This is a genomic window from Periweissella fabalis (assembly GCF_012396505.1).
GTDB lineage: Bacteria > Bacillota > Bacilli > Lactobacillales > Lactobacillaceae > Periweissella > Periweissella fabalis.
The window spans coordinates 203578-211065 of sequence record NZ_JAAXPN010000002.1 but is presented as its reverse complement, the minus strand read 5'-3'; the positions used below and the strand labels follow the sequence as shown (position 1 = coordinate 211065).

5 protein-coding genes are annotated in these 7488 nt (G+C 34.4%); 1 reads left to right on the top strand and 4 read right to left on the bottom strand.

Going from position 1 to position 7488, the window contains the following annotated elements; translation table 11 throughout:
- Positions 1-444 precede the first annotated feature (444 nt).
- Positions 445-2280 carry an APC family permease gene (locus HF964_RS03965; protein ID WP_168721764.1) on the bottom strand — a complete coding sequence of 612 codons (1836 nt, stop codon included), beginning with the start codon at positions 2278-2280 and terminating at the stop codon, positions 445-447.
- A 224-nt stretch (positions 2281-2504) separates the two neighbouring features.
- On the opposite strand from HF964_RS03965, the gene HF964_RS03960 reads away from it, so the two are divergent.
- Positions 2505-3140 (top strand): deoxynucleoside kinase, encoded by a 636-nt coding sequence (locus HF964_RS03960; protein WP_168721763.1) that lies wholly within the window; start codon positions 2505-2507, stop codon positions 3138-3140.
- Between the two features lie 148 nt (positions 3141-3288).
- Here HF964_RS03960 and HF964_RS03955 read toward each other — a convergent pair whose 3' ends face one another.
- From HF964_RS03955 to HF964_RS03945, 3 genes are all read right to left on the bottom strand, one after another.
- Positions 3289-3741: a universal stress protein gene (locus HF964_RS03955; RefSeq protein WP_168721762.1), complete on the bottom strand. Its 453-nt coding sequence runs from the start codon at positions 3739-3741 to the stop codon at positions 3289-3291.
- A 226-nt stretch (positions 3742-3967) separates the two neighbouring features.
- Positions 3968-5749: an ABC transporter ATP-binding protein gene (locus HF964_RS03950; RefSeq protein ID WP_168721761.1), complete on the bottom strand. Its 1782-nt coding sequence runs from the start codon at positions 5747-5749 to the stop codon at positions 3968-3970.
- 1 nt (position 5750) lies between these two features.
- The gene (locus HF964_RS03945; protein ID WP_168721760.1) at positions 5751-7463 is read right to left on the bottom strand and encodes an ABC transporter transmembrane domain-containing protein; all 1713 of its coding nucleotides are present in this window, start codon (positions 7461-7463) and stop codon (positions 5751-5753) included.
- Positions 7464-7488 lie beyond the last annotated feature (25 nt).

The following is a 7488-nucleotide window of genomic DNA, read 5'->3' as shown; positions in this document are numbered from 1 at the left end:
GGGGAGACGTTTGAAGCATAATTTACTAGCGAAATTGACATTCGCAAATTTGTTTAACTCTGAAAATTAATTTCAAAGTACTTACACATTTGATTGTCAAAACTTTATTCAGTTTTCAAAGATCTACGTCGTTGTTAACAACTTAATATGTCGTAACAACATTTATTAATAATATCAGATGTTTAACTTTACGTCAACAACTTTTTAAAATTAAATCTTTTTGTTTACTCGTTGTTTAAGACAACTTAGATATAATATCGCTATTTAACGTAATATGCAATACTTTTTTTAAATAACTTTGTATTTACTTTAATTTTCTTAAATCAAGATACTATATTTATCGTATCACCTTCAAAACTACTAAATATATTGTATAAAAAAGGCTCTAGAAGAACATTTCTTCCAGAACCTTTTTATTATTAGTATTTTATTAGTCTACTATGCCTACTCTTTTAAGTGATAGTAATAAGTAGATATTGAAACATCATCCCGAGTATTTAAGACTGCCCGTAAACGAAAACTTGTCTGATTGTGTAAAATATTTTGCCAACCTTTTTTTGGCGTAAATTGTGGCACGATAATCGTGGTTGAATGATTCCGTTCCTTCGCTTTTTTAGCAATCACATCAACAAAACGTAATGTAGGCGCAGTAATTGAGCGATATGAGGAATGAATATCAACATATCGGACATCTGGGAATTCCGCTTTAAATTCAGCTGCCGTCCGATGTTCCTTAGTAGGATCAGTATCAAATGACACGTGCATCGCAACAACATAATCACCAATTGAACGAGCATAGTCGATTGCTCCAGCAGTTACCCTTGTTACATTAGAAACTAATACAATCACTGTTGACCCAGAGTAGTTAACGCGTTGAATTGGTTGTTCTGAAACTAATCTTAATTGGCGAGCTACATTACGATAATGTTTATTAATTTTTAAGAACATATATATTAAAGCTGGCATGATAATCAAATATGGCCATACATTCGTAAAATGTAATCCAAATAAAATTAAAACTAAAGCCCCAGAAATAATAGCTCCGATTGCATTAACAACTGACTTAGCAATCCAGCCACGACCACGTTCTCGATACCAGTGGATAATCATCCCTGATTGACTCAACGTGAAAGGTACAAATACCCCTACCGCATATAATGGAATTAATTTATCCGTCTGACCATTAAAGATAGCAATTAATATAATAGCACCAACGGCTAATGAAACAATCCCATTTGAATAACCTAAACGATCACCTTTATCCATATACATATGTGGCATAAATTTATCTTTAGCTAAATTGTAAGCTAACATTGGGAAAGCTGAAAATCCGGTATTTGCAGCAACTGCTAGAATCATAGCTGTTGATAATTGTAATAAATAAAAGAAAATACCATGACCAAATGTTTTAATTCCAATTTGTGCCAAGACAGTTACTTGTCCATTTGGCCGAATACCATACCAATATGATAAGTAAGTTATCCCAGCAAAGAAAAAGCCAAGTATTATTGCCATAATGGCTAATGTAGTTGCCGCATTTTTAGGCTTTGGATCTTTAAAGTTTGGTACAGCGTTACTAATCGCTTCAACCCCTGTTAATGACGATGAACCACTTGAAAAAGCTCGTAAGAACAAAACAATACTCATACCAGCAAACGAATGTCCAACTGCTAAGGGCGCAGAAAACTCAACTTGACCAGTGATAATATTATACAAGCCAATGATAATCATCAAAGAAATCATTACTACAAATGAATATACTGGTACCATTAAAAAAGATGCTGATTCACGTACACCACGTAAATTAAGGCACATTACCAAGATAACAATTACAATTGAAATTGGAACTGTTTGGCCTTGTAATGCTGGAATTGCCGATGTAATTGCTTCGGTCCCGGCAGTAACTGAAACTGCGACGGTTAACATATAATCAACCAGTAATGATCCACCCGCAACAAGCCCTAAATTACGGCCCCAGTTGGTCGAAGCAACCATATAAGCCCCTCCACCACTCGGATATGCATGAATAATCATCCGATATGATAAGGTAATTGCTGCCAATAAAATCAAGACCAACAAGGCAACTGGTATTTGAAACCACATTGCTGATGCTGACACAGCTAATAGTACTGCAGTAATTTGTTCCGTCCCGTAAGCAACGGATGACAATGCATCAGATGATAACAAGGCCAATGCTTTAAACTTAGATAAAGACTGGTTTCCTTCGTCTAAAGTTTTAAGCGGCTTCCCGATAATCAGTCGTTTTAGATAACGCCACATTATAAAAGTTCTCCTTAGAAACAATTTAGAGCTGCACATTAATTTGTGCTAAATAATATCAATACCAAGGCAATTTTACGCTTTTTAACCGTATAAGCAACCCTTAGTTACAAACATTGTTAATCCGTAACTAAAATCCAGCTGCTTAGGTTAAGATTGCATTTGTAGTCAACGATATTTTCGGCTACAATGAATTATGAATTTTTTAGACAAGGAAGGACATTATGGTGATTATTACAGCTGGTATGATTGGTGTTGGTAAAACAACTTTAACAGGCCTCATCGCAGAACATCTTGAGACACAAGCTTTTTTTGAACCCGTGGGAGATAACCCAGTACTGCCACTTTTTTACGCAAATCCTAAGCAATATGCATTCTTATTACAGATTTATTTTCTAAATAAAAGATTTGGTATGATTAAGTCCGCTTTAGCTGACGACAATAACGTCCTTGATCGTTCTATTTATGAAGATGCCCTCTTTACTAAAGAAAATAATAAAGAAGGTAATATTTCTGATACTGAGTTAGATGTTTATTTATCATTATTAGATAATATGATGGCTGAATTGCAACAATTACCAAAAAAAGCTCCTGATTTACTTGTTTATGCTGAAACAGATTTTGAAACGATTCTACATCGAATTCGTAAGCGTGGTCGTGATTATGAACAATTTGATAATAATGAAGAATTACGTGCATACTACTTCAAAATGTGGACAGCCTATAAACAATGGTTTGAAGATTATAATGTCTCACCTAAGCTTAAAATTGATTTACAAAAATATGATTTAGAATTACCTGAAAATCAAGCCATTGTCCTCAAAATGATTGATGATGAATTGACCAAAGTTCGTGTATAGTGTGGGTACAACTTTTTTAGTAGTAATTTGTTACTCCAAATGCATTCCGCTATATTCAAATACGATAGAAGCCTCATTGAAGATTTTTCAATGAGGCTTCTATCGTATTTATCGATATCACTAGCTTTATATCATAACCTCTCACGAACTATTCACGAACAACTAAAACATCTACCCTAGCATGTTGTACTACAAAGTGTGCATTTGAACCGATTAATACACGTTCAACCATATTCGTCCCAGTTGCACCAATAACAATTAAATCCGCTCCATACTTTACAACTAAGTCTTCTGCCAGAGCCGTTTTAGAATTTCCCTGTGTAACCTCTAAAATAACATCTTCAATTCCTAACCGCTTAGCTTGACTAACTAATACTTGACCACTATCTTGTAATCGATCTAGTAAATCAACTTCAGCAGCCTTATTAATGTATGATGCACCTAAAGCCAAACCCATACCAACATATTTATCCGCATTCAAAATGCTTGCAATAATTAACGTCGCATCATTTTGCTTTGCTAATTCAAGCGCGCGTTCAAAAGCTGCATGTGCTTGTGGTGAACCATCCACACCAACCAAAATTTTTTGATATTTTTTCATAAGCACCCCCCATTTTGGTGACAAAGATATCGAAAATATAATAAGTGAGCAGTAACTCTACATACTTACCTATGTATATTTATTATAACGCGTCCATTATCTTTCAGGATAATTTCTATTCAAAAAGAGGCTGTAGCGTAATTTCTAGTAGCAAATTACGTTACAGCCTCTTTTAAATTATATTTAATTAACTAAGTTAGTAAGTTAATTCCACTTTTAATGATTGTTAATCAAACACCATTTGATTATTATATAACTCAGCATAAAATCCATTTTCAGTAAGTAATTCTTGGTGAGTACCTTCCTCAATAATGTTCCCATCCTTGAGTACCACGATTTTATCAGCATTTAGAATTGTCTTTAATCGGTGAGCGATAACAAAACTGGTTCGGCCTTTAATAACATTATCCATTGCTTTTTGAATACGTGCTTCAGTAACCGTATCAACATTAGATGTTGCTTCATCTAAAATTAATAAATCTGGATTTGTTAAAATTGTTCGTGCAATTGAAATTAATTGCTTTTGGCCTGTTGAGAAAATCGAATTTTCATCCGTTACTTTCGTATCATAACCTTCGTCTAAACTCATAATAAAGTCATGAATATTAGCTTCGGTTGCCGCCGCATAGACTTGTTCATCGGTAGCATCAGGCTGACCAAAAGCAATATTATCACGAATCGTTCCGCTAAATAATACTGAATCTTGCAGGACAATCCCCACATGTTCGCGTAATGAATCAATATCCATCTGACGGACATCGACACCATCAAATTTAACTGAGCCACCAGTAACGTCATAAAAACGGTTCAATAAATTCATTACCGTTGTTTTCCCTGAACCAGTTGGACCGACTAGAGCTACCATCTGTCCCTTATTAACCTCAATTGAAATTCCATGCAAGATTTCGCGTTTTTCATCATATCCAAAATGAATATTATCTAAAATGATTTTATCTTTAAGATTATCGATTTGCTTACCATTTTCAGGGTTAATTTCATTTGGTTCAAGCAACACATCATTAATCCGACGTGCTCCAGTCAATGCAAGTTGGAGCATATTATACATTGACGTTAACTGAGTAATTGGTTGATAGTATTGCTGTGAATATTGAACAAATATAACTACTAAACCAAGCGCAGTTGCTCGACTCATGTCACCATGTAAGGCCAAATATGATCCAAAGAAAATTACCACCGCAGTATTAATTAATGACATTCCCTGCATTAATGGAAAAAGCATTCCTGAATATACTTGACCAGTAAAAGTCGCCTTACGTACTCGTTCATTATGGTCTAAGAAGTTGTCTACTGATTCCTGTTGCAAGCCATTGGTAATAATTACTCGTTCACCAGTAATTTGTTCATTTATATATCCGTTTAACCGGCCAACTTCTTCTTGTTGTAAATCAACATAGTGTCGAGCCTTTCGAATCATGAAAAAAGCAATTAAGATGGCAACTGGTGTACTTGCAACTGTGACCCATGCTAATTGCGCATTTTCACGAAACATCATAATTAAAATCCCAATCATCAATGTAATATTTGAGAATAATTGGAATAACCCTTGGTTCATTGCATTAAAGATATTATCTAAATCTGAAGTGAAACGTGATAAAATTTCACCATCTTTATGTGAATCGAAGTATTTAATGGTCATTTTTTGTAGCTTTTGGAAAAGGCCTACTCGCATCGCATTAGTTGAATAACCTGTTATCCGTGAAATCACCAAACTAGAAATAAACATTGCGACTGCATTAAAAAGGAAAAACATCAACATCATCATCAATGCATGATGAAAATCAGCCTTTGATGCTAAATTATGAGTCATTGGATTTAAACGTAATTCAACGTATTTAGCTAAATCAGTAATCGCATTCCCCATAAAAATTGGTGCTTTAACTTGTAAATATGTCGATAAAATCGTCAAAACAAATACAAATGCCATCCCCAATTTGTATTGCTTCAAGTAATGCGCAAAGAACTTAGTACCTTGTTTAAACTCCTGCATATTAAACCTCCAATGCCTTTTGGGTTTGGTAGATTTCTTGATAAGCTCTATTATTAGCAACTAGCTCTTGGTGTGTTCCTTCACCAACAATCTGCCCTTCATCCAAAACAATAATTTTATCTGCATTAATCACTGAAGCAATTTTTTCAGCAATTACAAACGTTGTTGAATCAGCCAATTCCCGATCAAGGGCTTCTTTAACAAGCTTTTCAGATTTGGCATCCAAAGCAGACGTCGAATCATCTAAAATTAAAATTTTAGGTAATCCAATTACGCCACGTGCAATTGACAGGCGTTGCTTTTGTCCGCCAGAAAAATTAGCAGACCGCTCTTCAACCGGTGCATCATATTGTTGGTCCAACTTTTCAATGAATTCTGATGCCTGAGCAATATCTGCAGCTTTTTTCATATCTTCTAGTGATGCATCATGTTTCCCTTGGCGTAGATTGTCAGCAATTGTTCCAGAAAATAGTATTGCTCGTTGTAAAACAAAGGAAACTGCTTTACGTAAGGATTTTTCATTAATGTTCCTTAGATCATTACCATCAATTAATACTTGCCCCTGCGTCGGATCAAAAAGTCGTGGGATTAATTGTGCCAACGTCGACTTACCTGATCCAGTTGCACCAACAATTCCTATCATTTGACCAGCTTTTGCTGTAAATGAAATATCTTTTAAAGTTGGTTTTTCATCGCCAGGGTAGGTGAATGAAACATGTTTAAACTCAACATCCCCAGTGATAACTTGTTCTGGTGTATCGCCAAAGGTTAAATTATTTTCTGTCGTTAAAATTTCATTTAACCGTTTTAATGATACCATTCCTCGTGAAGCAAAAGTCATCATCATCCCACCAATAATAATTGCCATCATAATTTGAGCTAAGTAATTAATAAATGACGTAACTGCCGCTAAAGCAGTTGGATCAGTATCAACCATTTTACCGACAAAGAAAATGGCTCCCGTAATCGTTAAATTAGCAATTAACATAAAAGCTGGTACGATAACTGAAAACCAATTCCCAATAACGATATTTAAATCGCGCATATCATCTGAGACTTTAGTAAATCGTTTAATTTCATTGTCTTCTTGAACAAATGATTTAACAACTCGAACCCCACCTAAATTTTCTTTAGCTAACGTGTTGACATGGTCAATTGATTTTTGCATTTTACCAAAATTACGACCCATGCGACCAAATGATAAACCAGCTACAGCAACAATTAAAATAATCATTACAATGATAATCCACCATAATTTAGGTAATGTTACGATTGCAAGAATAAAAGCACCCACAAATATAATTGGAATTCGCATTAGAACTTGCAAAAAATTCATTGCTAAATTTTGAACTTGATTGATATCATTGGTCAAACGTACAACTAAATTACTAGCTGAAAACTTTTCAATATTTTCAAATGAAAAGCTTTGAATTTTCCGATAAACTTCTTCACGTATTCCAGCTGCAATCCCTTGAGATACCTTAGCCGCAAAAATAGTATTAATGGCCCCAGCAATTAATCCAACAATCGCAATAATAATTAATTGCAAACCTAGTTTATCAACTTCATGTGTATCATTTTTAAGAATTGCTTCCAATACTTTTTGCAATAATTTTGGTTGCCATAACATTGACAACGCCATAATGGTAACTGAAATAAATGCCATTAATATATCAAGGCGATATTTCTTACCATGTTTAATCAATATTTCCACAAGTTTTCCTCACTTTTTTATGATA

Coding starts and splice junctions, on each gene's coding strand:
- HF964_RS03965 (WP_168721764.1), bottom strand. CDS start 2,280: ATGTGGCGTTATCTAAAACGACTGATTATCGGGAAGCCGCTTAAAACT.
- HF964_RS03950 (WP_168721761.1), bottom strand. CDS start 5,749: ATGCAGGAGTTTAAACAAGGTACTAAGTTCTTTGCGCATTACTTGAAG.
- HF964_RS03955 (WP_168721762.1), bottom strand. CDS start 3,741: ATGAAAAAATATCAAAAAATTTTGGTTGGTGTGGATGGTTCACCACAA.
- HF964_RS03960 (WP_168721763.1), top strand. CDS start 2,505: ATGGTGATTATTACAGCTGGTATGATTGGTGTTGGTAAAACAACTTTA.